The organism is Actinomycetota bacterium (assembly GCA_018333515.1).
GTDB lineage: Bacteria > Actinomycetota > Aquicultoria > Aquicultorales > Aquicultoraceae > Aquicultor.
In genome coordinates this window covers 1-26,871 of sequence record JAGXSZ010000024.1, presented here as the reverse complement: position 1 = coordinate 26,871, position 26,871 = coordinate 1, and the positions used below count along the sequence as shown (strand labels likewise).

At 54.8% G+C, this 26,871-nt stretch carries 27 protein-coding genes; 12 read left to right on the top strand and 15 right to left on the bottom strand.

Annotated features, from left to right (window positions below; all coding sequences use genetic code 11):
- Positions 1 to 112 precede the first annotated feature (112 nt).
- From KGZ93_06300 to KGZ93_06275, 6 genes are all read left to right on the top strand, one after another.
- On the top strand, positions 113 to 1,318 hold the full coding sequence (locus tag KGZ93_06300; protein MBS3909221.1) for a DNA double-strand break repair nuclease NurA: 1,206 nt from the start codon (positions 113 to 115) through the stop codon (positions 1,316 to 1,318).
- Entirely contained in the window at positions 1,319 to 1,900 is a 582-nt protein-coding gene (locus KGZ93_06295; protein MBS3909220.1) for a hypothetical protein, read from the top strand.
- Positions 1,890 to 3,530, top strand: a complete 1,641-nt coding sequence (locus tag KGZ93_06290) for an ATP-binding protein (GenBank protein MBS3909219.1) — start codon at positions 1,890 to 1,892, stop codon at positions 3,528 to 3,530. The genes KGZ93_06295 and KGZ93_06290 overlap by 11 nt, the downstream gene beginning before the upstream one ends.
- A 59-nt stretch (positions 3,531 to 3,589) precedes the next feature.
- A complete protein-coding gene (locus KGZ93_06285; protein MBS3909218.1) occupies positions 3,590 to 4,885 on the top strand; it encodes an exonuclease SbcCD subunit D in 1,296 nt (431 codons plus the stop codon).
- Between the two features lie 29 nt (positions 4,886 to 4,914).
- The gene (locus KGZ93_06280) at positions 4,915 to 7,455 is read left to right on the top strand and encodes an SMC family ATPase (protein MBS3909217.1); all 2,541 of its coding nucleotides are present in this window, start codon (positions 4,915 to 4,917) and stop codon (positions 7,453 to 7,455) included.
- A 147-nt stretch (positions 7,456 to 7,602) separates the two neighbouring features.
- Entirely contained in the window at positions 7,603 to 8,559 is a 957-nt protein-coding gene (locus KGZ93_06275) for a sulfite exporter TauE/SafE family protein (protein MBS3909216.1), read from the top strand.
- A 230-nt stretch (positions 8,560 to 8,789) separates the two neighbouring features.
- Here the strand turns inward: KGZ93_06275 and KGZ93_06270 are convergent, their stop codons facing one another.
- Together KGZ93_06270 and KGZ93_06265 are read right to left on the bottom strand one after the other, a co-directional pair.
- Positions 8,790 to 9,197 (bottom strand): PIN domain-containing protein, encoded by a 408-nt coding sequence (locus tag KGZ93_06270; GenBank protein MBS3909215.1) that lies wholly within the window; start codon positions 9,195 to 9,197, stop codon positions 8,790 to 8,792.
- Positions 9,194 to 9,442, bottom strand: coding sequence for a hypothetical protein (locus KGZ93_06265; protein ID MBS3909214.1), 249 nt, complete (start codon positions 9,440 to 9,442; stop codon positions 9,194 to 9,196). Before KGZ93_06265 ends, KGZ93_06270 begins: the two co-directional genes overlap by 4 nt.
- A gap of 299 nt (positions 9,443 to 9,741) precedes the next feature.
- Between KGZ93_06265 and KGZ93_06260 the strand changes: the two genes are divergently transcribed.
- Both KGZ93_06260 and KGZ93_06255 read left to right on the top strand, forming a co-directional pair.
- Positions 9,742 to 10,974, top strand: coding sequence for a molybdopterin molybdotransferase MoeA (locus tag KGZ93_06260; protein MBS3909213.1), 1,233 nt, complete (start codon positions 9,742 to 9,744; stop codon positions 10,972 to 10,974).
- A gap of 64 nt (positions 10,975 to 11,038) precedes the next feature.
- Positions 11,039 to 12,964, top strand: coding sequence for a molybdopterin biosynthesis protein (locus KGZ93_06255; GenBank protein MBS3909212.1), 1,926 nt, complete (start codon positions 11,039 to 11,041; stop codon positions 12,962 to 12,964).
- A 114-nt stretch (positions 12,965 to 13,078) separates the two neighbouring features.
- On the opposite strand, the gene KGZ93_06250 is transcribed toward KGZ93_06255, so the two are convergent.
- From KGZ93_06250 to KGZ93_06215, 8 genes are all read right to left on the bottom strand, one after another.
- On the bottom strand, positions 13,079 to 13,525 hold the full coding sequence (locus KGZ93_06250) for an Hsp20/alpha crystallin family protein (GenBank protein ID MBS3909211.1): 447 nt from the start codon (positions 13,523 to 13,525) through the stop codon (positions 13,079 to 13,081).
- 375 nt (positions 13,526 to 13,900) lie between these two features.
- The gene (locus tag KGZ93_06245; protein MBS3909210.1) at positions 13,901 to 14,926 is read right to left on the bottom strand and encodes a 6-phosphofructokinase; all 1,026 of its coding nucleotides are present in this window, start codon (positions 14,924 to 14,926) and stop codon (positions 13,901 to 13,903) included.
- Positions 14,926 to 15,822, bottom strand: coding sequence for a class II fructose-1,6-bisphosphate aldolase (gene fba, locus KGZ93_06240; protein ID MBS3909209.1), 897 nt, complete (start codon positions 15,820 to 15,822; stop codon positions 14,926 to 14,928). Before fba ends, KGZ93_06245 begins: the two co-directional genes overlap by 1 nt.
- 243 nt (positions 15,823 to 16,065) lie before the next feature.
- Complete coding sequence (locus KGZ93_06235) at positions 16,066 to 16,410, bottom strand: phage holin family protein (protein MBS3909208.1); 345 nt, start codon at positions 16,408 to 16,410, stop codon at positions 16,066 to 16,068.
- 479 nt (positions 16,411 to 16,889) lie between these two features.
- Positions 16,890 to 17,243 carry a hypothetical protein gene (locus KGZ93_06230; GenBank protein ID MBS3909207.1) on the bottom strand — a complete coding sequence of 118 codons (354 nt, stop codon included), beginning with the start codon at positions 17,241 to 17,243 and terminating at the stop codon, positions 16,890 to 16,892.
- A gap of 294 nt (positions 17,244 to 17,537) precedes the next feature.
- The gene (locus tag KGZ93_06225; protein MBS3909206.1) at positions 17,538 to 18,176 is read right to left on the bottom strand and encodes a haloacid dehalogenase; all 639 of its coding nucleotides are present in this window, start codon (positions 18,174 to 18,176) and stop codon (positions 17,538 to 17,540) included.
- Positions 18,177 to 18,218: 42 nt separating this feature from the next.
- Positions 18,219 to 18,770 (bottom strand): HNH endonuclease, encoded by a 552-nt coding sequence (locus KGZ93_06220; GenBank protein ID MBS3909205.1) that lies wholly within the window; start codon positions 18,768 to 18,770, stop codon positions 18,219 to 18,221.
- Between the two features lie 165 nt (positions 18,771 to 18,935).
- The gene (locus KGZ93_06215; GenBank protein ID MBS3909204.1) at positions 18,936 to 20,420 is read right to left on the bottom strand and encodes a protein kinase; all 1,485 of its coding nucleotides are present in this window, start codon (positions 20,418 to 20,420) and stop codon (positions 18,936 to 18,938) included.
- 238 nt (positions 20,421 to 20,658) lie between these two features.
- Between KGZ93_06215 and KGZ93_06210 the strand changes: the two genes are divergently transcribed.
- Entirely contained in the window at positions 20,659 to 21,711 is a 1,053-nt protein-coding gene (locus tag KGZ93_06210) for a diguanylate cyclase (GenBank protein MBS3909203.1), read from the top strand.
- A gap of 11 nt (positions 21,712 to 21,722) precedes the next feature.
- Here the strand turns inward: KGZ93_06210 and KGZ93_06205 are convergent, their stop codons facing one another.
- The 4 genes from KGZ93_06205 to KGZ93_06190 all read right to left on the bottom strand — a co-directional run bounded on the left by KGZ93_06205 (position 21,723) and on the right by KGZ93_06190 (position 24,153).
- Entirely contained in the window at positions 21,723 to 22,814 is a 1,092-nt protein-coding gene (locus KGZ93_06205) for a GNAT family N-acetyltransferase (GenBank protein ID MBS3909202.1), read from the bottom strand.
- 325 nt (positions 22,815 to 23,139) lie between these two features.
- Positions 23,140 to 23,388 (bottom strand): hypothetical protein, encoded by a 249-nt coding sequence (locus tag KGZ93_06200; GenBank protein ID MBS3909201.1) that lies wholly within the window; start codon positions 23,386 to 23,388, stop codon positions 23,140 to 23,142.
- A 172-nt stretch (positions 23,389 to 23,560) separates the two neighbouring features.
- Positions 23,561 to 23,857: a hypothetical protein gene (locus KGZ93_06195; protein MBS3909200.1), complete on the bottom strand. Its 297-nt coding sequence runs from the start codon at positions 23,855 to 23,857 to the stop codon at positions 23,561 to 23,563.
- Between the two features lie 62 nt (positions 23,858 to 23,919).
- On the bottom strand, positions 23,920 to 24,153 hold the full coding sequence (locus tag KGZ93_06190) for a helix-turn-helix transcriptional regulator (GenBank protein ID MBS3909199.1): 234 nt from the start codon (positions 24,151 to 24,153) through the stop codon (positions 23,920 to 23,922).
- A 104-nt stretch (positions 24,154 to 24,257) separates the two neighbouring features.
- Here KGZ93_06190 and KGZ93_06185 point away from each other — a divergent pair, with 104 nt between their 5' ends.
- The 3 genes from KGZ93_06185 to KGZ93_06175 all read left to right on the top strand — a co-directional run bounded on the left by KGZ93_06185 (position 24,258) and on the right by KGZ93_06175 (position 26,060).
- Positions 24,258 to 24,593: a helix-turn-helix domain-containing protein gene (locus tag KGZ93_06185; protein MBS3909198.1), complete on the top strand. Its 336-nt coding sequence runs from the start codon at positions 24,258 to 24,260 to the stop codon at positions 24,591 to 24,593.
- A 452-nt stretch (positions 24,594 to 25,045) separates the two neighbouring features.
- Positions 25,046 to 25,633 carry a nucleotidyltransferase domain-containing protein gene (locus tag KGZ93_06180; GenBank protein ID MBS3909197.1) on the top strand — a complete coding sequence of 196 codons (588 nt, stop codon included), beginning with the start codon at positions 25,046 to 25,048 and terminating at the stop codon, positions 25,631 to 25,633.
- Positions 25,605 to 26,060 (top strand): hypothetical protein, encoded by a 456-nt coding sequence (locus tag KGZ93_06175; GenBank protein ID MBS3909196.1) that lies wholly within the window; start codon positions 25,605 to 25,607, stop codon positions 26,058 to 26,060. Before KGZ93_06180 ends, KGZ93_06175 begins: the two co-directional genes overlap by 29 nt.
- A gap of 665 nt (positions 26,061 to 26,725) precedes the next feature.
- Here KGZ93_06175 and KGZ93_06170 read toward each other — a convergent pair.
- Complete coding sequence (locus KGZ93_06170) at positions 26,726 to 26,818, bottom strand: transposase (GenBank protein ID MBS3909195.1); 93 nt, start codon at positions 26,816 to 26,818, stop codon at positions 26,726 to 26,728.
- Between the last annotated feature and the right edge of the window lie 53 nt (positions 26,819 to 26,871).

Below are 26,871 nucleotides of genomic sequence, written 5' to 3'. Positions count from 1 at the left end.
TGTCCTTCTGCTACGATAATACGAACGGCTGTTTGGGTAAGGCCCTATGTGCCGTCTGATAAATCGTTCGCGGCGGGTTTTACCTCTCTGGATAAATAAAGGATGGTCGCGCGTGCTTGACCTCAACAAAGTGTACGGTCAGATTGCGGCGCTCGGCTCCTACCAGACGGAGCGGGCGCGCGGTATCGCGGCGGCGCTCGGCGCGGCCGACGAGCAGATATCGCGCATCTCACAAGATATCGAATCGTTCGCGCGCAAAATCGACAACGCGACGACTTCGTGGCTGGTAGCCATGCCCACGAGCGAGCGCCCGTTTTCGGTTTTTAGCCCGGTCGCCGCGCCGGAATCATACACCGTCCTTTCGACCGACGGCTCGCAAATATGCCCCGACCGTCACGCGCCGCACCACTCACTCTTGATAAACATCGGGCGCGTCTCAATCGGCTACGGCGATTTTCACGGCTACGCCTTCGGTAGCGACCCCACCCTCTTCTTCGACGAACGCGATGTCATGCGCACGTTCGGCGGTGAGGAACGCGAGGTCTCCGGCGGTGTCCTGGGGGCGCTACGCCAGAAGATGGAGGTCGAGTCGCTGTCCGAGATGATAGCGGGGTGCGCCGAAAAGCCGGCGGTCGCGCTCGTCGACGGCACGCTCATCCTCTGGAACCTGGAGACCAATCCAGACCGTCTCAACCGGCTCAAAGAGGGCGACCTTAAGAAAGAGTCGTTCGCCTCGTTCATGGGGCTCGTCGGTGATGCGAAAGAACACGGCATCCCGCTCGCCGGCTATATAAGCTCGCCGGGTAGTTCCGATGTGGTAAACGCGATTCGGGTGAGCCTCTGCGCGGCGGAGCCGGTAGACTGCGACAAATGCCCGCACGCGGGGGCCGGTTTCGAAGGGCCGCCGCCGTGTGCTAAGATAAACGGAGTCACGGACGCTACCTTGTTTAAACGGCTCTTGAAGCCGGGCGAGCGCTCGGCTCTCTTCGAGAGCGGGTCGCAGATTCTCAAAGCTTACGGCGGCGAGACCGTCCTCTTCTTCTACCTCAACGCGGGCGCCGAAATCGCGCGCGTTGAGCTGCCGCTTTGGGTCGGACGCGACAAAACGATGGTCGAGCTGCTCCACGCCGTCTGCCTCGACCAGGCGGAAAAAGGCGCGGGTTACCCCGTCGCCATCGCCGAGGCCCACGAGCAGGCGGTGGTAAAAGCGGCGGATAAGCATATCTTCGACCAGCTGGTATCGAGGGCGATGATAAAAGCGGGCGCGCCGGTTATTGAATCGCGCAAAGTCCTTCGTAAGCGGGGAGGCTTCATTTAGATGAGCGGACGAATCGGAGAGATAATCCAGGTGTCGACGACGCGCATTCTCGCGCAAAACGACGACCTGTCGGTACTGCCGCACTTCGGCAGCTTCATAAAAACCCGTAGCCAAGGGATGACCATCTACGGGCTGGTCTTCAACGTCTACGAGACGAGCATCGACCCGAACCGGCGGGCCATGGCCTTCGGCATCGAGCGCGACGAGCTTTTGAGGCGCCAGCCGCAGATTGCGGAGTTTTTGAAGGTGGAGTTCGAAGCGGCGGTCATCGGCTTTGACGACGCCGGCTACATCCGCGCGTACCTGCCGCCCTTCCCGCCGCGCATCCACAGCTTCGTCTACCCGTGCAACAGCCGCGAGGTCATCGACCTCACCGAGGATTTGGAGTTCATCCGAAGCGTCAACGCGCTGCCGGGGCTCCCCGTCGAGGAGCTGGCCGCCGCCTCGATTCGCCTCGCCTACGCCGAGCGCGGAAACGACAGCGCGTTTTTGACCCGCGCCGGCCAGGAGATAGCCCAGCTCTTAAAGGACGAGTACGAAAAAGCGCGGAGCATCATCAGGAGGATAAGCGATGGCAGGTAAGACCAAGCACATCGGCAGCATCATCGCCGGCTCACTCCTCGGCGGCCTCGAAGCCAAGCTCGACGAGGACATCAATGTGGAGGGCGTCTCCGTGGGGCGCCTCATCGTCGTCGACGGCGCGCTCAACAAGTTCTTCTGCCTGCTCAAAGACGTCTCCCTGGAGGCGACAAACGAAGATATCCTGTTAAATCCGCCGCGCGACGACTTCTCGAAGATGGTCCACGCCGGCGTCAATACATTCTATAAGCTCTCACTCCAACCGATGCTCATCACGTCGCAGGAGCCCGAAGCCGGCGACCGGCCGCGCCCCTCGACAACGGTGCCGCCGCACTTCTCGCCGGTCTGCGAGGCGACCGCCGACGATATCTCGCTCATCTTCGGGGAACCGGGGCTAACCAACCCGGAAATCGGCTCCCCCATCTTCATGGAGGTGCCGGTCTGCTTGAATTTAGAGCGCTTCTGCAAACGGAGCAACGCCGTCTTCGGCAAGAGCGGCTCGGGTAAGAGCGTGCTGGCGCGGATGATACTCGGGCACCTGGTCAAGAGCGATATGGCGATAAACCTCATCTTCGACATGCACGGCGAATACGGCTGGAGCGCCACGAGCGAGGGCTCGGGCGCCGACGACCCGAGCCTCCGCCAGATCCTCGGGAGCAAGGTCGCGATTTTTACCGTCGACGCCGACTCACCGCTCTACAGAAAAATCCGCCCCGACTACGACGTGCAGATACCCTACGGCATCATCGAAATAGCCGACCTCGAGCTGGCCGCGGGTGAACTTGGCCTGACCCAGGCCGGTATCGAGACGATGTACCGCCTCCACGACGCGTGGGGCGAGAGCAAATGGCTGGCGAAGTTCCTCGCGATGGACGCGGGCGAACTCTCCCTCGTCGTCGAGGAGCTAAAAGTAAACGACCAGGCGCTCGGCAAGCTCCACCGCTGCTTGAGCCGCTTGAAACGCCTCCCCTTTATTAGAAAAGAGGTCGCCGACGACACCGTCGCGCGCATTATGAACGAGATAAGGGCGGGGCGCCATATAGTCTTCCAGTTCGGGCGCTACAACTCGATGCTCTCCTACATCCTGGTCGCGAACATCTTGACCAGGCGGCTCCACAGGCTCTACGTGGACAAGACCGACAGCGCCCGCGCCGAGGGCATCGAAGGGCCCAAACCGCTCGTCGTCACCATCGAGGAGGCGCACAAATTCCTCGACCCGGCGGTGGCGCGGCAGACGATTTTCGGCACCATCGCGCGCGAGATGCGCAAGTACAACATGGTGCTCCTATTGATAGACCAGCGCCCGAGCGGCATCGACGACGAGATACTCTCACAGGTCGGCACGCGGATAATCGGCGAACTCGGTGACGAGCGCGACATCAACGCAGTCTTGACCGGCTTGCCCGGCCAGGGGACGCTCAAGGTTTTGATAAACAACCTGGAGCCGCGCCAGTTCTTGCTGACCGGCTTCGCGCCGCCGATGCCCGTCGTCATCGACGCGAAGGAGTACGGTCTCTTCTGTAACGAACTTCGTGTCGGAGCCGGCGTCATCGTTGACGAAATCGAGCGGCGCAAATCGATAGATTCCCTGAAAGCGAGTGTCTTCGGCGATGACGAAATCGTCTTTGATTAAGGACAGTCAATAGTGATAGCAAACCATAACCATGAACTATGAACTAAAACCGAGAATATATGAGCAATAATCTTGCACTTGTAAACGATTGCGCCGCTCGCAAGGCGATTAGGGTACTCCACTTCGCCGACCTCCACCTGGGGATGGAAAACTACGGCCGCGCCGATGCGAAAAGCGGCCTCAACCAGCGGGTAATCGATTTTTTGCGCTCGCTCGACTTCCTGGTCGAAACCGCCATCGAGCGGGATGTCGCCCTGGTCGTCTTTGCCGGGGACGCCTTCCGCAACCAGAAACCCAACCCGACGCTCCAGCGCGAGTTCGCGCGCGCCGTGCGCAAGCTGACCCGCGCCGAGATAAAGGTGCTTCTCCTCGTCGGCAACCACGACCTTCCCAACCTGGACAAACAGGCGCACGCGCTCGCCATATACGACGCGCTCGAAATCGACGGCGTCTATGTCGCGCGCACGCCCGAACTCATGACCATCGAGACCAAGCAAGGTCCGGTTCAGGTCGCCGCGTTGCCGCACTTCTCGCGCAGCAAGCTTGTCGCGAACCTAAAGGAGCAAGACGTCGAGTATAAGAACAGGACGCTTACCGATTTAAACGACCTCTTAACGCAGACCGTCGAGACGTTCATCGAGGACCTGGCGGCCCGGGTCGACCCCGCCATCCCGGCGATACTCACCGCGCACGCCAGCCTCTCGACCGCCGCGGTCGGCAACGAGAACCGCAGTATCCTCGCGGGAAACGAGCTAACGATTACACCCAGCGCCGTGCAGCGTGCCGAGTTCGACTACATCGCGCTCGGACATATCCACAAGTTCCAGGATTTGAGCCGCGGCGCCTACCCGCACCTCGTCTACTCGGGGAGCATCGACCGCGTCGACTTCGGCGAGGAAAAAGAGGAGAAGGGCTTTTGCCTGGTCGATTTGGCGCGCGGCGCGACGACCTACGAATTCATCACGACGCCGGCGCGCCGCTTCGTCACCATCGACGTCGACTGCGCGAGCGAAGACCCCACAGCGGAGGTCCGCGCGGCCTGCGAGGCGCGGGAGTTGTCCGAGGCGGTCGTTCGGGTGCGGGTCAAAGTCCCCGCCCACCTAAGAGAGCAAGTAAGAAAAGACGAGATACTGGGGGCGCTTTCCGGTGCTTACTTCATCGCCTATATAAATATCGAGGCCGTAGGCGAAGACGTAAGAACTCGAAACCCGCACCTAACGGAGGCGCAAACTCCGGTCGACGCCCTCGTGGAGTTTATCAGGACGCGCGAGGATTTGCGCGAGCGAAGCGACGAGCTGATGGAATATGGCGGGAGATTAGTCGAAGAACTCTACCACCGGGGGCAAGTAAACTGATACCTGTCGAACTTAGACTGACCAACTTCATGAGCTACAAAGAGATGGCCGAGCCGTTGAGCTTCACGTCCATCCATACGGCCGTGCTCAGCGGGCCAAACGGCCACGGCAAGAGTTCGCTGCTCGATGCCGTCACCTGGGCGCTCTGGGGGCAGGCTCGCGGGGTGGATAAGCGCGGCACGGGCACCGACGACCTCATCCACCACAAAGAAGCGCACATGCAGGTCGAATTCTCGTTCGAACTCGAGGGACAGCGCTATCGCGTCATCCGTTCGCGCAGCCGTAAAGGAAAAACCGGCGTCTCCAAACTCGAATTTCAAATCCAGGGCGACGGCGTCCCCCGGGCGCTTACCGGCGAGACGATTGCGGTGACCCAAGCCGCTATCGACAAGACCCTGCGGATGGATTACGAGACCTTTATAAACTCGGCCTTTATCATGCAGGGCAAGGCCGATATTTTCATGGCCAAGAGCGCGAACGAGCGCAAAGAGATACTCTCCGAGATACTCGGGCTCTCCCTCTACGACGAACTCGAGGCGCTCGCCAAAGAGAAGCGGCGCGAGCAAAACGAGCGCCTGAGAATCATCGACACGAAAATCGCATCGATACAGCAGGAGCTGGAGTTCCTCCCTGGCTATAAGGTTGCGCTGCGCGCGGCGACTGAGGAACTCGGCAAAGCGCAAGCCGCTATCGAGGAGGTCGAGGGCGCGCTCGCCGTCTTCCGCGAGAAAAAGACACTCTTCGACCTAAAGAATGCCCGGCTCGTTGAGATATCCGAGCGAACACAGTCGGCCAAAGATAATATCGCGGAACTCGATAAAGAGCTGGCGTCGCTCTCGGCGAGCGCCTCGCGCGCAAGGGCGATTGTGGATAAGGAAGCCGCTATCGATGCGGGCTACGCCAAACTTATCGAACTCCGTCAGAAGGATGAAGAACTAACGGGCGTCGCGCGGGAGCACGCCGCACTTGAGAAGAGCGTCAACGAGGCGCGCCTCAAAATCGCTAAGGAGAGAAGCGCCCTCGAGTCGGAAATCGCGCACCTCGATAGGCGCAAGACCGAACTCGAAAGAGAGCTGGCGAAGAAACCCGCGGTCGAGGCGGCGCTCGCTCAGGTCACGCGCTCGCTCGCCGAGATGGAGCCGCTCAAGAAGAAAATAGATGAGCTTCGAGAGAAATACGGCGAACTTCGTGAGACCACGGCCAAGCTTGCCGCCGCCATAACCGCGAACAAGGCCAAGCTGGACGAGGCCGAAAACCGCCGCGCGCTCATGACCGATGACGACTCCTGTCCCCTCTGCAAGAAACCGCTCGACGACAAGGATAGACGCTCACTCGAGGCCGGCGCGGCTAAAGAAATCGCCGAACTTAAAGCTAATATCGAGCGTGACCGCGCAGGTAAGGAGCGTGCTGAGCGTGAAATGCGTGAAGTCGAGGCCGAGGGTAGGCGCCTCAGCGACAACGTTAAAGGCGAGAATGAGTTCCAAGCAAGTAAGGGTAAGCTTGAGGGTGAGATTAGCGCATTTGAGGGCGCCGCCGAGAGTCTAGCGGGCATCGGTAAACAACTCGCCGATATCCAACCCAAACTCGCGCAAGACGCCTTCGCCGGCGACGAGCACGACCGACTTCAACGCGCCTTGGACGCTATCGACAAACTCGCCTACACGCCCGAGTTCCATCAAAGCGTCAAGAAAAATTTGAAAGACCTGCTCGAAAACGAGACGCTCAAAGCAAACCTGGAGAACGCCAAGCAGACTTTAGAATCGACCGGCGCGACCATCAAAACGCTGACGGCGCGGAAGGATATCGAACTCCGCGCCATCGGTGAGGATGAGAAGAACGCGTCGGCGCTCGCGGCGGAGCTGGCGGAGCTGGCGGATATCTCGACGAGAATCCTGATAACCGAAGCGGCGCTCGCGGAGAAAAAAGCGGTCGAAACCACCGCTACGGCCAATAAAACCACCGCCCAGGTTAAGATAGATAATTGCGCAAAACTCGCGCGACAAAAGAGCGACCTTACCGTTGAGCGAAAGGAAGCGGCTCGCGAGACCGGCATCTACGACACGCTCGCCTTTATCTTCAGTAAGAAAGGCATCCAGGCGCTCATCATCGAAAACACCATCCCCGAAATAGAGGACGAGGCCAATTCGCTCCTCCATCGCTTGACCGGCGGGCGAATGAGCTTGCGTTTCGTCACGCAGAAGGATAAGAAGACCGGCGGGGTGGTCGAGACGCTCGACCTCATCATCACCGACGGCGAACTCGGCGAGCGCAAGTACGAACTCTTCTCAGGCGGCGAGGCGTTCAGGATAAACTTCGCCGTGCGCATCGCCCTCTCCGAATTCTTAGCGCGCCGCGCGGGCGCTCGTCTGGAGACGCTCGTCATCGACGAGGGCTTCGGAACCCAGGACGAGGAGGGCAAGGAGAGACTTATCGAAGCGATAACCGCGATCCAGGAGAATTTCAAGAAAATAATCGTCATCACCCATCTCGACGATTTAAAGGAAGCCTTCCCCGCCCGCATCGAGGTGACCAAGGAGCGCGGCATCGGCTCGGTGGCGACGGTGATATAAGTAGATGTATATGTAGTAGAAGCACCGCCGCTATCAATCACCCAAAATAGGCTCCCCCATAGCTGCCAAGCTATTAATAATTATGCAGGCTATTGATATAATCGGGAGATAAATCACGCCAGCCGGAGACATCTCAGGAGAGCATCGATGTATTTTCAAACCGCTGGAATCGAAGTCGCGCTTTGGATTCCGCCATTGGTCGCCTTTGTGATTTCGTTTTTTACCTCTATGGGAGGTGTCTCAGGGGCCTTTTTACTGCTCCCTTTTCAAATGTCCTTTCTCGGGTACACCAACCCCTCGGTCAGCGCCACCAACCAGTTGTATAATATCGTAGCCATCCCGAGCGGCGTCTACCGGTACCAAAGGGAGGGCCGCATGGTGTGGCAACTGACCTGGATTGTGGTCGCCGGGTCACTGCCGGGCGTACTCATCGGGGCTTACGCGCGCGTCAATTACCTTACCGACCCCCAAAACTTCAAGCTCTTTGCCGCGGGGGTCTTGCTCTATCTAGGGTTCAAGATGGCTCGCAACCTGCTCCAAAAAAACGCCGACGACTCGGGCATGAACGGCGCCGAGCACTTTCAGGAACTCGCGCGCGATAATCGACACACAACATTGGGAACCGACGGCGCGGCTCCGGGTCCGGGTCAAAGAATTGAAGTTACCCATTTTAATCGAAGACGCCTCGGCTACACATTTTACGGGGAGTCGTTCGACATTGCGTTCTGGGGGATTCTAGCCCTCAGCTTCGTCATCGGAATCGTCGGCGGTATATACGGCATCGGCGGCGGCGCCATCATCGCGCCCTTCCTGATCTCTTTTTTTGGTCTTCCGGTCTACACGGTAGCCGGCGCGGCGCTGATGGGCACCTTCGTCACGTCGGTGGCAGGCGTAGCTTTCTACCAGGCGATGGCGCCGTTATATCCCCAGCTGTCGGTGGCGCCCGACTTTTTGCTCGGCTCCCTTTTTGGGCTGGGAGGCATGGCCGGGATGTACCTGGGCGCGCGGTGTCAAAAACATGTCCCGGCAAGAGCCATAAAGTGGATGCTTAGCGGTATAATAATCTTCACGGGCCTCAAATATGTGCTGGACTTTTTCAATTGATTAGGGCCAGGTCAGGGGGGACGTCATACCGTGTGAAAACTCCCCTTAAAAGTGTCATTGTGAGCCGTAAGGGTAGCAATCTCCGGGGATTGCTACGCCGCCCGAAGGGGCTCCTCGCAATGACACCAGTCGATGCAAGGCTGACAGAGTACCGGCTCGAATGCCTCAAGCATTTCTTTGTGCTCTCGTTGATCGGCCCCCGTAGCTTGGTCCATTGTTTTCTCCTAAGCTTAAGGCTTTGCCGTAAGGCCGTACTGAGCAAAATGACGGTCGAAAGTAAAGACCGCATCGAGCGCAAGCCTCTCCATTACCACAAAGCTGGTACAATCGGTAAAACTGTAGGTTTTATCCGAATACTTACGAGCAACTTCCCAGGCCGCATTGAGCAAACCCTCGTCAATAAATATCAAGTTTAACGCGCTACTCTCAAACACCAACTCGCCGAAACCGCTAGCCACTTTATGCCCCAAACAGCTTCGAAGCGCCGTATATGTCTCATCAAAAATATAATCGGTCAGATAGACAGCCATGGGCTGCGTTAACAGCCAATCCCAAAAACGCTCAGCGGCGGCATGATTCTTATCTTTTGAGCTAAGCAAAGCGACAAGACCGGAAGTATCGAGAAAAATAGACTTCATTCCGTCGCCTTACCATAGATATATCGATCATGCTGCTCAGAGAGATCCTCCGGACCACCCTCGGCAGCTAATTCAGAAAGCCTCCTTATGGGGTCTTCTTCAAGCCTCTTCCCTTTCAATCGCTCATCGATCAGTTTTCTTACAACCGCCGCAAGGCTGCCTTCTTTTTTTGCTTCTCTTACTAGAAACTGGTATTGCTCTGGTTCTAAATATAACTGTACGCGCTCAGATGTCTTTTTCGGCATACAAACCACCACCTTCTTACATTATACTATATATACAGTATAATGTAAGCTATTTTATATCCACTTCACGTCTAAAGATTGCGCAACGAGAGCGGTGGCTAAACCAGGGTATCGTCGATTACATAGAGATGTCCTATAATAGCAACAGGCTCCGTTCTTATCTCGGCTACGTCGGCCCCAGAGAGTTCGAGCCTACGTGGTTTTGTTCTAATACATTCTAAAGAGACCGTCCATTCTTACCCGACCAGGTCGGACAAGATCGGCTAAATCCGAGTCCCCGGTATCTTAGGAGATGAGCTTTGCCGGAATTTTTTAAAGTCGCGAGCGCGCAACAGATTTTCGATTCTTTGGCCGGGTTTGCCAGGCTAACGTTGGAACAAATAGATTTAGAGCACGCGCTGGGACGGGTTCTTGGCCGGGATATAATCTCGCGGGAAGAACTCCCGCCGCGCGCGCGCTCGACGATGGACGGATATGCCGTCCGGGCGGAGGACACCTTCGGGGCCTCCGATGCGGTGCCGGCCCTGCTGAAAGTGGCCGGGAGCGTCGCCATGGGGTCGCTTCCCGATATGCCGGTCGCCCCCGGTCAGGCAGCGGAAATTCCCACAGGAGGATTCTTGCCCGAGGGGGCCGACGCGGTCGTCATGGTGGAATATACGAACCCCTTAGGTCATGGAGAAATCGAGGTAACAAGACCTGTGACCAGGGCCGACAACATCCTGGAGCGCGCCGGCGATGTCGCTTTAGGTGAGACCGTACTGTCGGCGGGGACGCGCCTTAGGCCCCAGGATGTCGGCATGCCGGCCGGTCTAGGCATTACCGAAATCACCGTCTTTAAAAAACCAAGGGTCGCCATAATCTCGACCGGCGACGAAATCATCCCGGTAACGGAGACGCCTTCACCGGGGCAGATACGGGATATCAATAGCTACGCGCTTCGCGCACTCGTCGAGAGCGTCGGCGCGGTGCCGATAGCTTGCGGTATTGTCCGGGATGAACCGTACCTTTTGAAATCCGCGCTAGCGAATGCGCTTGAGGCGGCGGATGTGGTCGTCGTCTCCGGCGGCAGCTCGGTGGGCGAGCGCGACCATATCGTCGAAGTAGTAAATAGCTTTCCCGAGGTGGAAATATATGCTCACGGCATTGCCATAAGCCCGGGCAAACCGACGCTTCTGGCGGAGGTGCAAGGCAAGCCCGTCTTCGGGCTGCCCGGCCATCCGGTATCGGCAGTCATCGTGGCGCAAGTCTTTCTGCTGCCGTTTCTGAAATATCTCGAAGGCGAAGAACTCAAGAAAGAGCCCACCGGCCAACGCATAAGCGCCGTCCTCGCCACATCGGTTCATTCGCCCCATGGACGGGAAGAATACACCAGGGTAAAACTCGAACGAGAGCGGGACGGCCTGGTCGCGCGCCCCGTCTTCGGAAAAAGCGGCATGATGTCGACCCTCGTCAAAGCGGATGGTTTCTTTGTCATACCGATTCACGCCGAAGGCGTGGCGGCCGGGGAGGTCATCGACGTATACTTATTTTAAAAAGGAACAAACTCGAGTCGGTTGATTGCGGAAGAGCGTGCTAAATAATTACAAAGGAACTACCATGGAGCGAGCGAAGAGAGTATATCGCAACCTGAAGCCCTTGGCTGAAGCGAGAGCGATTCTATTCGGTAATTTTAAGGATATCCTCCTTGGGTCCGAAACGATTGCGGTGCGAAAAGCATTGGGGCGCGTGTCGGCCCGACCCGTGACCGCGAAGCAATCCGTTCCGGCATATCACGCGGCCGCTATGGACGGTATCGCGGTCAAAGCTACCGAGACCTTTGGCGCGCTTCCTGAAAAGCCGCTCACCCTCCCTAAAGGCGGCCATACCGTCTTAATCGACACAGGCGACCCCATGCCCGACGGGACCGACGCCGTCATAATGATCGAAAAGGTCGAGGCTACGAAAGACGGATGGGAAATCCGGGAGTCGGCGTATCCGTGGCGAAACGTCCGCAAGGCGGGCGAAGATATGGTCAAGGGAGAGATAATTCTCTCAGCGCGCCATCGCGTTCGCGCCTACGACCAGGCGGCTTTGCTCGCCGCCGGTGTCCTTTCCATGGAAGTAATCCGCGGACCCCGGGTCTTAATCATCCCCACAGGGACTGAAATAGTCGTTCCGGAAGAAGCGCCGGACCCGTTGCCCAAAGGCGCGATACTCGAGGTCGACGGGCAGATGCTCGCTTCGATGGCCGAGGAGTGCGGCGCGACCGCGGAGATTCACGCGCCCGTATCCGACATCGAGAGAAAGCTCGAAACAACCCTGAGAGACGCGCTCTCAAAAGAATACGATATAGTGATGATGATAGCGGGCTCGTCGGCGGGTTCGGAGGATTTCACTCCCCCGCTCCTGGAGAAAATGGGTCGTCTCCTTGTCCACGGCGTTACCGTGATGCCTGGAAAACCGGCGTTACTCGCCGAAGTCGAAGGCAAGCCGGTTATCGGCATTCCCGGATATCCGGTCTCGGCGGCGGTGGCTTTCAGGGAATTCGTGCGACCCCTACTCTATATGCTCCAGGGTCTGCAACCGCCTGAGCTGGCGAAAGTGGGCGTCACTGTCGGGCGGAAGATACCGTCAAAACTCGGCCTCGAAGAGCATGTGCGGGTGATAATCGGCGACGTCGGGGGCGCGCTCACGGCCACACCGCTGGCCGGAGGCGCCGGGGTTCTCTCATCGATCGTGCGCGCCGACGGGATTATCCGCATACCACAGGAGACCGGCGGCTTATCCGAGGGAGAAGCGGCCGAGGCGGAACTCCTCGCTTCGCGCGAGATGATCAACGGAAGGCTGGTCGTTATCGGCTCCCACGATATGACCATCGATTTAATAGGAAGCATGCTGAAAGAAGAGACCGGCGGTAGAGTGCAGGTCTCGTCGAGCAATGTCGGAAGCCTGGGGGGCCTTATCGCGCTCAGAAAGCAGACCGCGCATTTCGCCGGCTCACACCTGCTCGATACCGAAACCGGCGAATACAATCATTCCTATATCCAACGCTACCTGCCCTCGATTCCGGTTGAAGTGGTCACGCTCGTCCACCGGTGGCAGGGTTTCATGGTCGCCGGCGGCAACCCGAAAGGCATTCAAAGCGTTCGCGACCTTGCGCGCGGCGACATCGTCTTCGTCAACCGCCAGGCCGGTTCCGGCACCCGTATCCTGCTCGATTACGAACTCGGCAAAGCCGGCATCGAGGCAAGCGCTATCGCGGGTTACCTTAACGAAGAGTACACGCATATGAACGTGGCGATTGCCGTCGCCTCGGGCGCGGCCGACGCGGGCCTCGGTATCAAAGCCGCCGCCAACGCCCTGTCGCTCGATTTCATCCCGGTAACAAAAGAACGCTACGACCTCGTAATACCCAGCGAGTACCTGGAGGACGAAAAAATTCAATTAATGCTGAAAATCATCGGAACGGACGAGTTTAAAGAGCAGGTTGCCGCGATGGGCGGTTATGAGGTCGAGGAGACCGGAAAACGGCAACGGCCCTGAATGCTCAACGCTCCAGAAAACAAGGGCTCCGTTCTGTCTTTCAAGACCGCTGCCGACTGCGGCGCCGTTTATTAGCTCTCTTCGGGGGTGGTCAAATCCTTCGACCGAAAATCCCTAAGCGGCTTTGATTTTAATCTCTTTCGCCTTGGCCTCCTCGGCTTTGGGCAGCTCGACATGGAGAACGCCGTTTTTGTAGGTAGCCTCGATATCATCCATCTTCACCGAAACCGGCAGTTCTATGAGGCGTTCGAACGAACCGTACCGGCGCTCCATCCGGTAGTAGTTCTCCTCTTTGACCTCCTCGGTCATCTTGCGCTCGCCCTTTATCTTCATGGTATTGTCGACAACAGAAATATCGATGTCCTCGGGTTTGATCTCCGGAATATCCATCCTGATGTAGATTTTGTTCTCTTTCTCGTAGATGTCGACATCGGGCATCCAGTGTGAAAGCATCAGCCGCTCTCTCCTTTCAGAACCGAAAGCGCGCTCGAACATGCTGCTCAAATCATCCTGAACCCTGGAAAGCTCCCGCCAGGGGTCCCATCTGCGAAGTGCTGTCATCCTTATCACCTCCTCATATATCTCGATATCAATTAATAGCCTAAAGTAATCGCCTTGCGCCCTGTCCCGAAGCTAAACTATTTATACCCGTTTCGCGACCGGCAAACAGGGATAAAGCTCGTGTCATTAAGAACTATAGGCGTTTACCAGCGGTGTTATGGCGAATATCGCAAAATTTTCACCGATGCTAACCTAAAGGTTAAGAACATGTTTGTATTGAGAGCGGTCATATCGACCGCTCCAGTCGCAAAATCCCTGAGACTTATAGCCGATTTTAAGAACGAGTTAACCCGGTGCTATGTTTAGCCGCCGGGTTAACTTAAGGAAGGTGCTTTAGGTCGCATACAGCCTCTATCGGCTGTTATCCTCTTAAGACTAAAAGAATATCTGCGCCATCTCGAAGACCCGCTCATCTATCGGCCTCAAGGTGAGCGCTTCCGCCAACGGGATGGATGTCACATGTCCGTGCCGGATCGAAGTCATCCGGTCGAATTCGCCCTTCTCGACAAGCTCGATGGCTTCGATGCCGAACTCGGTCGCGACAACGCGGTCGAACGGTGTCGCCATGCCGCCTCGCTGGAGGTGGCCGAGGTTCATCGACCTGGTCTCGAGACCGGTCTTCTCCTCGATAACATCCGCAAGGTGCTCGGCGACGCCGCCGAGCCTCACATGACCGAACGCGTCGGTCTTCTCCGACGTCACGACCTGCTCGCGCCCTTCGGGTCTAGCGCCCTCGGCGACGACTATTATGCTGAATGTCTTACCGCCCTGGCGGCGTTTCTTTATCCTATCTATAATCGCGTCCATGTCGAAACGATGTTCGGGCACGAGTATGATATCGGCTCCGCCGGCAAGTCCGGCGTAGAGCGCGACGTGTCCCGCATCCCGGCCCATCACTTCGACGACCATAATGCGGTGGTGCGATTCGGCTGTCGTGTGGAGCTTATCGATTGCTTCGGTCGCGACCGTGACCGCGGTCTGGAAACCTATCGCGTAATCGGTCCCGTTGATGTCGTTGTCGATGGTCTGGGGGATACCGACCGCCGGAACCGGCTCGTCGAGGTGGTTGAGCTTGTGCGCGACGCCGAGGGTGTCGTCTCCGCCTATGCAAACCATCGCCTCGATGCCGAGGCGCTTCATGTTCTCGCGCATTTTATCGACCGCACCCTCGATTTTGAAGGGATTGGTGCGGGACGTGCCGAGAATCGTTCCGCCCTTCGGCAAAATACCGGAGACCATCTCAGCGGTCATTTCGACGTAATCACCGTTGATGGGACCGGCCCACCCGTTCTTAAAACCAAGAATCTGGTGTCCGCCGGCCAGGCCCCTGCGGACAACCGCGCGTATGGCGGCATTGATAGCGCTCGAATCTCCACCGCCGGTCAACATGCCTATTCTCATTAAACAGCCCTCCCGGTCACTGCCGCGATATAGTCGGTCGCCGCGTTCGACGAGCCGAAAAGTTTAATTTTTCCGCTGACGATTTCATACATCTCGTCAATAGCCGGTTTCAAGAATTTCCTCGGGTCGATAACATCGGGGTTCGCTTTCATAAACCCTTCGACACCGCGTCTGAACGCGTCTCGAATCTCGGTATCGATATTTATCTTTGTTACACCCAGCGAAACCGCCGTGCGGATATCCTCATCCGGAATGCCCGATGCCCCGTGCAAGACGAGTAAGGCTTTGTCGCCGACTAGCTTGCCTATCGCTTCGAGCCGCTTGAAATCGAGTTCCGGTTTACCCTTGTACCAGCCGTGCGCGTTGCCGATTGAGACGGCCAACGCGTCTATTCCGGTCCGCTCCACGTAGTCGAGCGCCTGTTCAGGGTCGGTCATCGAGGCTTCGCGCTCACTTACCGTGATGTGGTCTTCGGTTCCGACGAGCCTCCCAAGCTCGCCCTCGACCGATATGCCGACCGCGTGCCCGAGCTTGACCGCCTCCTTGGTCAGCCTCACATTTTCCTCGTAAGGATGCTTCGAGCCATCGTACATAATCGATGAGAAGCCTGCCTGCACCGCACTGACCAGGTGCTCGAACTCGGTTCCGTGGTCGAGATGGACCGCAACCGGAACTCCGGTCTCTTCGGTGGCGATTTTCGCCATAGCGACGATATTGCGGGCACCCGCGTACTTCATCGCCGAAGGTGAGACGGCCAGGATGATTGGGGATTTCTCTTCTTTGGCGGCTTTAAAGATCGCTTGCGTGATCTCTAGATCGTTGGTGTTAAAGGCACCAACGGCATAGCCGGCCTTCCTGGCTTGAAGCATTAAATCATTGTTTGTCTTGAACACTATTACTCCTCCTATTTTAAATAATCCGCTTTTGTTCTACCCGTTTGCGCTAAGAACAAGTCGTGTTCCGCTAACGGCACTGCCTAAAACGTGAAGCGGTATCGACAAGAATCTTATTTGGCGCCGTATCTGTCAGGAACCGGCTGAATCACCGCGCTTGGCAGTTTATTGATTAGTTAAGACAACACGCGACTCTTCGCCTCTCCCCTCCCAACGACTCTATTTCTCCATGGGATGTCCGAAATCCTACTTGCGTTTCGGCAGTTTTGGCGTTTTTTTGTCCATAGCCCGCCACGCGAGAATCGCTCCGAAGATGACGAGGACTACGCCGATGATCAAATATGCGAGGATATAGCCGACGAGCGTCGCAAGGAGTAGAAAGAGCCCGACGGAGATAAAGATCGCGGCGATAGAGAAGAGCGTAAAGGCCAGTATGATAAAAGCGGCTTTTTTGGCCGCTATCCCGATGGGTCCGGCTACGCTCTCATCGACTACTTGTTTGACCTGCTGCCTGAGATAGGTCGAACTAACTTCAAACAAGTCGAGAATCGACTCGACGAGAGTTCTGCCTCCCTTGGTTTTATCCTCCATTTATCCTCCATTGTCCCGCGAAACCAGACCCGGACACAACCTCAACCAGGCGGTATTCGCCTGCGCTCTCTTCTCGCGCGATATGGCGGAAAAGAGGTTCTCCGACCGAGCCCCTATTGGTATTATATGTAATAGGCGCTTATTGTGCGAGCGCTTATTCTACACTCAAAAAACATCAGAGCCCATGAAGCTGTCTCGACGACAAATCCAGTGCTCAGGGTAGTTTTTTTAAGAACTCAAGAAATCGCGTCTCTCTATCATTCTCGGTAAAGGCCATCTATCCCTTGAAGGCGAATTAATGCCGCGCGGCGGTAATTCGGGCAATAGTCGGATGAAACAACGCGCCTTCAAACCGCATCGCGCACTATCGAATAGGCCTATGGGAAACCGCAAGCGATGCGGTTTGCGACAGAATTCGTGTAGCAATAGGATCGAGCATCGACAAAACGGCGCTCGCGCGCCGTTTTGCTTGGGTTTGCCTATACCGCCTCGGCGGGCTCTTCTCCCGCCCCTTCGTCCGGTGAAGCCTGCCGCCTCTGCATCAGCAAGAGCCGGTCGAGCTTGGCCTCGATGTTTCTGACATCGGTCCTTGAAGGGATGTCGGCTTGATCGAGAACCTTTCTGACCTCGGATTCGATGTTTTGGCGCAGCTCTTTGCGCGCGTGATTCCCCTTTTCGACGACGTCTTTCATCATCGAGAGCCCCTGTTCGCGCGTGATTTCGCCTTTTTCGACGAGTTCATCGACTAACTCCTGGGCTTTTTCCGCTGTAAACGCAATCGCTCCCACACTCAACAACAGACTTTTTCTGATAAAATCGAATAACTCCGCCACGCCGGCCCCTCCTTCCCATTTTAGTCTTTGCTACCCGATTTTAGGTGTTGGTAAACTTATGGATACCAAGACGAGCAAGCGTAATGTGACCGAGAGTTGTTCGCCGGAGATTGATGAACCAAAAAATGGTCCCAAGAAGCCTTTCGGGACTCTTACCAACCACAGAAACCACTTTTCCGGTAAGGTTGCCTAACGAACTTCTTGGGACAGCAAGAAAAATTATAGCAAAGTGAGCGTTAGGATAAAAGGCCGTTGCGGTAAAATTTTATTGTACGAATGGAAGTTAATATCCCCCTAATCGGTCCGTGCCGTGAAGGAATTTTCGACTCGCGCCAAAGCGTCGTGCAGCTCATATTGGCGCATCGAAGTCGTAAGGTCACCCCTGGTCTTCTCCATGACCGAGCGGGCCAGGTCGGTGATTCGGCGCAGGCCGGGCGTGAGAGCATCCGGGTAGTCGAACGATATCAAGAAGTAATAGACATCGTCCATCATAGTCAAGAATCGTTCGCCTTCGGTGAGTTTGCCTTTGCGAATGATATCGAGAATATGCCGGCGGAGTTCTCCCATCGCCTCACCCAGACCCGACAAAAACGGCGGAAAGCCGATTTCGAGCGCTTCCGGTGTCGGAAGCTCCTCACCGGTGACGAGCGCCAACGTCACGCGACCCTCACTATACTCTTTCTCCGCGTCCTGCAAAAAGCCCGCGTAGTAAATTTCGGGGCAGTCTTTGAGCGCCCTTTGTGCTTCGACCAGGGCAACCTTAGCTTGGTCGAGCCCGGTTCGCGCCTCGTCGAATCTTTCCCGATGTATCGCTCTAATAGCCACGCTCGAAAATCGTATTACCTGCCTCGCTTTGGGCAGCGCGATTTCACGCCCTTTGTTGACGACGTCCAGGCGTGCCCGTATCCTTCCACCAATCGGCTCGAGTTCCATATCTTATCCTCTCCAACCTTCCCATTTTTGCTATCCCGACCGCTATCGGCAGGTCCGAAACACCGTCTTTACAAAAGGTTCGATATAGGGGCGCTGTTTTTCATCTATCGATTCGCTCAACAAGACCAATGCGATATAGCGAGGCTCGAACGGCGTCGTCTTCGGGTACATCCTCGCCTCGTACGGCAGCTTGTCGCTCTTTTTGTGGTTACATGTCGAGCAGGCCGTCGTGACGTTCTCCCAGGTATCGACACCACCGCGTGATATCGGTTTGACGTGCTCGCGCGTGAGCCGCTCTTTCTTTTTCAAATCGTGTTTATGCCTGCCGCAATACTGGCAGGTGTGATGGTCGCGCGCGAAGAGCACCGCATTGCTTACCAGCGCCCTGAAGCGGCGCGGTATCTCCACATAATGTACGAGCCGAATGACCAGCGGGTAGGGAAACTCTTTCTTCTCGGTTCTTATGCGCTTGCTTACATGGGTCTCGACTATCTCCGCCTTTTCTTTGAGCAAAAGAATAAGCGCTCGCTTAACCGGTACGAATGTCAGGGGCTCGGTACTCGCGTTTAAAATGAGTGTCTGCTCCATAAGCATCACGATTGGGCTGCGCCTTGGCGGAATGCTTCCCCGTGCGCGGCTTTTCGCCCAACGCCTCCGTTTTTGGCAAATCTTGGTCATAATTATAGCAAGAAGAAGGCTTTTGCTAAATAAAAATCTTTGCCGGGGCAGACCCCGCGAAAGACGCGTTCTTCCATCTTGTTAGTATACTTTGCCCCGCGCCCTTACCTCGAAGATACTGCCGCGATATTTACCCGGGCCGGCCGGCGGCAAATCCGTTATCCAGATCAGGTAATACCGATGGTAGGTTTCATCCATTGTGACCGAGATCTCTCGCTGAGCGCCTTCGATTTCCTTGACGGTCGTCCAGTCGAGAACGTCGTCGGAAGCCTTTACGGCTCCGCTCCAGCCGCCCGAAGAAACAATCGTCATCTCTCTCATCTCGACGCGTTTGCCGAAGTCTATATATACCCCGATCCCGTCTTTTAATTTGCCGAAATCGGCGGTGTGATAGCTCTCCGTAGACCAGCCGGTCGAATCGTCTCCGTCGATGATTCGCGCTACCAGCGAAGGGTTCTCGTCGCCGTCGCCGCCGGGGTCGTAATCGACGACCTCCACCGGTACGAGTGTTTCTATTCGCTCGGTCTCGACGCGGGTCTCTTCGACGGCCGCGACCGTCACGGTCGGCTCCTTCTCGACCACCGCCCGGTCCTGAACGCTTACGCTATAATAGCCGACGACCGCAAAGGAAAAGGCACCGAAGACGATGAGCGTCTTTGCGAAACCGGTAAGCCTCGTTCTCTTGGCGCGCCGGGCCCTCGCACGATCGAGACGTTTGGGAATCGCCGCGCGCATCAAGTCGCGCGTCTCCTTGGAGTCCCAGTATTCGAGATCCGCAAGGAGAGCCTCGGCCGACTTATACCTATCGCTTGGCTCTTTTCGCATGAGTTTGTCGATTATCACCTCGAGCACAATCGGTATTTCCGGGTTGACCTCGCGCACGTGCTTGGGGAACTCCGCGACATGTTTTCCGGCTACCTCCACGGAAGAGTCCCCCGCGAACGGCGGTTCGCCCGTGGCCATCTCGTAGAGGATAACACCGAGTGAGTAGAGGTCGGAACGATGGTCGGCCGGCTTGCCCCGCGCCTGTTCGGGAGAGATATAGCGAGCGGTTCCCAACACCCGTCCGTTCTGTGTGAGGCCGGGCATCGCGAGCGCCCGGGCGATTCCGAAATCGCTGACCTTGACGATTTTGTCCGCGGTTATCAATATGTTTTGCGGCTTGATATCGCGGTGAATAATACCGTTGCTATGCGCGTGGGCGAGTGCGTCGACTACCTGGCGCGCGATATCGGCGATGGTATTTGCGGAAAACGGCGCGCGCTCATCGATCAGTTCCTTGAGCGTCTTTCCGTGTACGTATTCCATGACGATATAGTAGATGCCGTCGGTATAGCCGGTATCGTATATGGTGGCGATATTCCGGTGGATGAGGCCGGCAGCGGAATGGGCTTCCCTCTTGAAGCGCTCGACAAAATGGCCGTTGTTCGTAAAACGGAGATGCAATATTTTTACCGCCACCGGACGGTTGAGCACCGTGTCGAACGCCCGGTAGACCGTAGCCATGCCGCCGCGCCCTATGGGTTTGTCAATCCTGTAACGCCCCTTGATGACCTGCCCGCGCATATGCCCCCGATAACTTATCTATTACTGCTACTGGCGCGTCTTTATCCGCGCCGATCTTAAAATGATGTAGAGCCTGGGCCAACCGAAACCGAACACTCTACTATTTTACACGTATCGGGCTGAGAGTTGAATCTATTCCACATGATAAATAGCTTCGGGTTCGAGAATAGAGCGGCCTTCGGTGAGAGCCGAACGATTAAGCCCTACCATGCCGGCAGGCGTTTCCCCCGAGGCAAAAATGGGTATCAGAGAAACGAGCAGTGCGCCTATTGATGGAGAGGGGAGTCGCTTGCAGAGCCTTAAGTGGAACGCCGACCAACTCTTGCCGCTAAGAGAGGTCGCGGCGGAGTTCAGAGACCACATCTGGGTGATAGTGGAGAGCTGGATGGAGCGCATGGAATCGGCCGATGACAATACTTTCAGGGAGCGAATCACCGAGACGATCCTTGTCGACAATATCCCGAGCTTGCTGCGCGGAATTTCCAAGGTAATCGAATCACCCGAGAGGATCGAGGATTTCGAGGCCGGAGGGGTCATTTTCGAGGCCGCCGCGGAGTTCGGCGCAAATCGACAACAACAAGACTACAAGCCGTCCGAATTGCTTAGAGAACTCGATTTGCTCCGAGAGATTATATGGCGATTTTGCGATGAGAACTTCGCCGTCACCGAATTCTATGAACTTGAGAGGCGGATAAATCGTCCTTTCGACAAACTCGTCTCGATCATCACCGGGCACTATATCAACAGCTTCGAGAGCGAGCTGAAGCAACTAGCGCGCCGCGACCGCTTGACGGGTTTCTTTAATTACGAATCCTTCAAAGAGATATTGCACGAAGAGTTAAAGCGCTCAAAGCGCTACCGCAGGTCGTTTTCGATACTCCTCGTAGACATCGACGGCTTAAACGACTATAATAACACCTTTGGGCGCGGGGCGGGCGACGCCCTTCTCGGTGAGGTCTCACTCGTGATGGCGCGGACCATTCGCGACGTCGACCAACCGGTTCGCTATGGTGGAGACGAGTTTGCCGTCATCATGCCGGAATCGAACAAACGGCAGGCGCAAAAAGCCGCTGAGCGCTTGCGAAGGGCGATTAAACTAGAGGCCAAGCATCAAGTCGAGAAAGGGGCGCCATCGCGGTCGCCCGTGACTATAAGTATCGGGCTCGCCTCATACCCAAAGGACGCCGTAACGGCGCACGAATTGGTCAGCCTGGCCGATGAGGCGCTCTATGAGGCAAAACAAGGCGGCAGAGACATGGTGGTCGCGATCGATGTCAAGAAACGGCGGTAGCGGGAGCGCTCCTATGCTTTTTCCATGATTTCTTTAGCCTTTTTAGTGACATCGTTCTCCATGGCGAGCATCTTCTTGACAACGCCCGACTTTGTGCCGGCTCGACCTATGATGACCCGGCGATTGCCGGAGGCGACGGCACCCCACTTCTGCTTGTAAGGCTCGTCACCCCTTAGAAAATCGTAGCGCGCCAAACCCTCCCCGATTGCGTCCTCTATCGATTGCGCGATTAGGATCGTAGAGACGTTCAGGCTCCCCCAGTCCGGCTCAAAACCGCCGAGGTAGTAATAGAATGAGCCGCCAAACGCAAAGCCGTACATCGCGGCGACAGGCTTGCCGTCCACTTCGAGAATATAAAGCCTTAGCCAACCCGTCTCGCAAAGGTCCCTCGCGAGTTCGGAGTGGAATCTCCTGAATTTAGGGTTGAGATAAGCACCGGGCTTCTTCTTGCTTAGAAAGCGCTTCCGGTGAAGCTTGAAGAAGAGGCGCATGTCCTCTGTGACACTCTCACAATCGCTCTGTCGAATCACCGGGCTGTAATCCCGCTCCAGACGCCGGCGATAATACCGGACATTCGTGCGGAATTTCTTGCTTAAGCCGGCAAGAAAGACTTCCCAGGTAGAATCGAGCGCGCGAGTATAGCTTTTGTCCTGAGCCAATACCTCGCCGTTGAGATTATCCGCAACCGCGAGCCGGACTATCTCACAGGTCTGACTCGATTGGGGAATCTGGTGGAGGTCGACGGCGTCCCACATAGAGAGCGAAAGGAGTTCTTTAAAGATAGCCGAAACCGCGTCATCGCGCGCCGTCGCCGCGATAACGTCTAAGTAATCGGTACCCTCGGTGCCGATAAATGAGACTATTTTTAACGGTAAAGCGAAAAATGTGGAGGTAATATAAAGTGGTGCCAGCGCCGCGAGCCCGGAAGCGTCACGCGCGGCTATGATGAGAAGCTTTTTCCCCTTACCGTTCTCCCGCCACCAATGCCAAGACCATTGCCAGGTCTGAAAGACCGACATGCCCGCCTCGGCGGCGAGCGCGTTCCACTCTTCCTTGAGGGCCTTGAAATCCTCGAGGTCCGTTATTATCTCAATAGCAAACAAGGCCCGACTCCCGTCTGCGACTATCCAAGTTCAGTTCTTCGAACTATTCCGCTTCTAGATCTTGCCCTTTGCGCACATGATTTTTGTAGATCACGCACTTTTCACATATTTCGTACGTACTGCAACAACAACCTTGTTTTATCTTCCAGCAACTCGTCCGCTGCTTGTATGCCGCGCAATCCATGTAATGGCTCGCGGGGCACCCTTTGATATCCCAGCAACTGTTCATAGACCCCTCCATTGTGTGCTTATCGAGCACACTCAGCTAGTACCAGGTTACAATCGTGTCAAGTGCCGTATTTGTAGTATCCGTCAAAAAATTATACTATTTTTTCTTCGATTTACCATATAATTGTTGCGCTTGTAGTATGCGTTCCTTTAGCTCCTCTTCGTCTTTGACGCCGTTGACGTCGACATCGAGATTCATCATGGCCATGACACAGGCTCTAACGATTGTCGTGTTCGCCAGCTTTCTGCCGCCGGTGACCTTCGATTTGAGACTCACGGCTTCAAGAAACGTAAACATTTCCTCGGGCATCGTTATCGGCACGCGAAGATAATCCTCTTTACCCACTGAACCCTCCTTAAATATCCATCACTAAAAACACCGCCGGTCTTTGAACTTATGTTTACCTGTCGAAAACATTATAGGCGCTTTGGCACACAAGCTTCAAGTGTTAAAGGTTGGTATTGAATAGACATGTTCCAGGCCGAACGCCGCCGCGATGTCTCGATGCCGGTTGCCGTCAAGGCGCCGCCAGTTCATCTATTTTTTCCGCGATATCGAGAAACTCGGCCAATATGGCGTCTATCTTCGCCTGGTCGCGCTCGTTCTTTCTCGCCGCCATCGTCAGTTCCTTGATGAGTTCGATTTGACGTTGGTTTAAGATACCGACTATCACATCGTTACGAACCCGCGCCTCGCGCATCTTTCGCTTCAAGAACATCCGCTCACCCATGGTGGAGACCGATGCCGTCCCGCGCATAAATCGATTGACCGCCGCGATAGCGACGTTTACCATACCGCTGCGTATGAACCCCACCCGATGACCACTCCTCGATGTGTAGAGTCGTTTTAATAAATCTCTCTGTGGCGGCCGATTAATTATCGGCTGTCCTTATTATTTTGAGGGTCGGCAAGCGAAAAAATCTCGTCGAAGCCGACCTCCAAAGCCTCCGCGATGCGGTACGCCGTGCGCGGGCTTGGCCTATAAATTCCTCTCTCGATTTGCGACATGAAACCGCCGGTAATGCCCGCTCTTGCCGCCAATTCCGTTTGGTTTAATCCTTTGCGGATTCGTATCCCTATTAAGATTTTAGTTTTTACTATTAATCTCATCGGCCTATCCTCGCCATATTTAATATATATTAATACCCTCAATAAAGCAAGGTTATCTTTGGAATTTATTAAAAATTTGAGGAACTAACCACTATAATGACTATATGGGTGTCGGAAATGTTATCAAAAGAACTAGAACCAGGCGAGGCGTATCGCAGGAAGACCTGGCGGCGAAAGCCGGAGTCTCGAGCGGCACCATCGCCGATATAGAGATAAAAGACCGAACGCCAAAGCTAACGACGCTCGATAAAATAGCGGGCGCGCTCGGCACGACTTCGGAACAATTGCTCAAAGAGGCCGGGCTATTGGCGGCCTCCAAAGAAGACTCGGAGATAACCACGCTGGCCTCACGGATAAAGGAACTGGGCAGACGCGACCGAAGAATCGTCGACCACCTGGTCGACCGGTTACTGGAAGAAGAGGGTAATTATGATGCCTAATCGGCCGCAAACGCGTTCGCACCAGAACCGGGGGATGTTGTGAGCGCATGGCGTTTAATCAGCAACAAAGGTTTACGAAATGCATTTTCTTAAACCATTAATGGGTCGTCTGTGGTGGACATTATTCAAACTCCGATTCGCTAAAGAAGCTGGCAAAATGTGTCGCTGAGCTGCGATTACTATAAAATAACTACGATTATAGTACAGCTAATGAATTTAAATAGTACTTAATCAATCAGCTATTTAACTTCTTGATAAAATCATGCAAACAGCAATCCTAAACTTGGTTGAGGAATACAGCATAACCGAGAGGTTTACCAAATTCCGACTTAAACTGCTTCAAGCGTACAAGGGGTAAATTGGCAGAATTACAAAACTATTGACTTAAATAGTTATCGTGTTACCATAAATTGATACCGATATATACTAAAACTAGGTAATAGGAAATAACTATGCTATCAACATTAATCACATCAAAAACAAGAGTAAAACTGTTAACGCTTTTTCTCACCCACCCCGACGCGAGGTTCTACTTTAAGAACCTCATCGAGCGGCTTGGTGTTCCGCCTTCGGCGCTCCAAACGGAGCTAAAGAAGTTTGAATTAATCGGCCTTCTGAAGAGTGAGCGCGAGGGCAATATTAAGTTTTATTGGGTTGATAAAAGCTTCCCTCTTTACCCTGAATTAAAAGGCATTATTTTTAAGACGGTTGGTTTAGCTGACCGCTTAAAAGAAGCCCTCGATAAAATAGGTCATATCGATGTTGCTTTTATCTACGGCTCAGTAGCTAAAAACCTTGAAGATGCCAAATCGGATATCGACCTTATGGTAATCGGTGATCCCGATATGGATGCCTTATCAGATGTTGTTACCGCTGCCGAACATGAACTTATTCGAGAGGTCAATTACACCGTTTTTGACCCCAAAGAGTGGAAAGAGCGTGTCGCCAAAAATAATTCCTTTGTTATGGATGTTTTAAAGAATAATAAGATATTTCTCATAGGCGGTGAGGATGAGCTACGACGAATTGCTCAAAGCTAGAATTATAGAGCCGGTAACAGTCTCAGATGAAGAGATTGCCGATCTATTAAAGGTCGCAAGGCGAGATATCAATACGGCCAAGAACCTTATCAATTCTGACCTTGATTGGGCGTTTGCTATTGCATACAATGCAATTTTGCAACTTACCCTTGCCTGGATGAACCAGCTTGGGTATCGGCCCCGTGGCGAAAATAAGCATGTAAACACCTTCATCTTCCTTGAACATACTGTGCCTAAGGAAAGACAGCCGATGATAAGAAGGCTTCAGAAAATGCGCAAGAAAAGAAATGCCACCGTTTACAGGCAAAAGGGACTCATTTCAGAAAAAGAAGCGCTTACGGTTATCGACTTTGCAAGCGAATATGCTAAAGAAATTGAATCCGTTTTACCGGCTGGGATAGTTTCACTTTCACATAAAGAGGACTAATATGGACTGCCTCATCTACCTTAGAGTTTTCAACAAAAGAACAAGCCGAAACCAATGAACGAGAAGGCTATTCCATCCAAGCCAGATCACTTGGAAGCTTATATGGCTGAAGCAATTCCGGTAGAGATTTTAAAAGAAGAGCAGAGTCGAATCAGCTCAGAGTATCAACGGTCGAAGCCAGACTAGATGCGCTAACAGCCAAGAATGAAGAGGTCGAAGAAGTTATCGAACTTACGATAAAAATGGCTCCTAATTGCTACAAGGCATACATGGAAGCTTCCCCTCAGACACGAAGGATGTTCAATCAGCTCTTTTTCAAAAAGATATACATAAAATGGTAAACGTGTGCCTACGCTTTTTCAGCGTTTCGGGCACATGTCGGGCTGCTGAGCTGGTGAGTCATATACCCCCGGCAAAGCCGGGGGCTTGAATTGTGAACCGCTCAAAGCGGTCTTAAAAGCTGGGGCCGCCTAAAGGCGACTATAGCAGCTTAAGCTGATCCAACCTTTGCTCTTCTGCTTCCTGCTTCTTAATATACTTGCGGATCACTTCTTCATCCCGGCCAACTGTTGATACAAAAAGCCGGCGTGCCCAAAAGCTTCTGGCCGGTGAAATTGCGAGTTCGCCCATCAAAAGTCAAGGGCGTATGAATCGCACTCTTGCCTTTAATAAAACCTTGTCACTTGGGACACCGAGTACTTCGGTGGGATAGAAATTAGCATGTGCACATGATCTACCATCATGTGTCCTTCCAACACGGTACTCTCACGCTGTTTGGCATAGATTATGAAACACATCGCCTAAGTATTTG